At 63.2% G+C, this 516-nt stretch carries 1 protein-coding gene; it reads right to left on the bottom strand.

Features of this window, described 5'->3' with window-relative positions:
* Nucleotides 1–516 (bottom strand): invasin domain 3-containing protein (locus NNO03_RS22480; RefSeq protein ID WP_271450613.1); only part of this gene is annotated, 516 nt, incomplete at both ends.

The raw sequence follows: 516 nt of genomic DNA, 5'->3' as shown, positions 1-516 counted from the left end.
CCCCAGCCACTCAGCTGCAGCGTCGCCTTCAGGTCCGTCCCCACCGTCGTCGCCGTGTACGTCGCCATGTAGGTGCCGTCGCCGTTATCCTTCCAGCTGCTGCCCGCTTTCAGCGTGGCGTTTGCCACCGTGACCGCCTTGTCCAGCGACGCGGATACTCCGGTCACCGCATTGTCGTTTGCATCTTTCAGCGTCACCGTCACCGTCATATCCGAGCCAGCCACATAGGTGGTGTTGTCGGTTTTGATGGCCGACTTCGCCGCGTCCGGTGTGTTTGCCGTGATGGCATACGCCCCTGAGGTATCTGCCGCACCCCAGCCACTCAGCTGCAGCGTCGCCTTCAGGTCCGTCCCCACCGTCGTCACCGTGTACGTCGCCGTGTAGGTACCGTCGCCGTTATCCTTCCAGCTGCTGCCCGCTTTCAGCGTGGCGTTTGCCACCGTGACCGCCTTGTCCAGCGACGCGGATACCCCGGTCACCGCATTGTCGTTTGCATCTTTCAGCGTCACCGTCACC

It is taken from the genome of Citrobacter sp. Igbk 16 (assembly GCF_028069755.1).
Taxonomy (GTDB): Bacteria; Pseudomonadota; Gammaproteobacteria; order Enterobacterales; family Enterobacteriaceae; genus Citrobacter.
The sequence above is the reverse complement of the archived record's forward strand: the minus strand, read 5'-3'. Positions and strand labels throughout refer to the sequence as shown.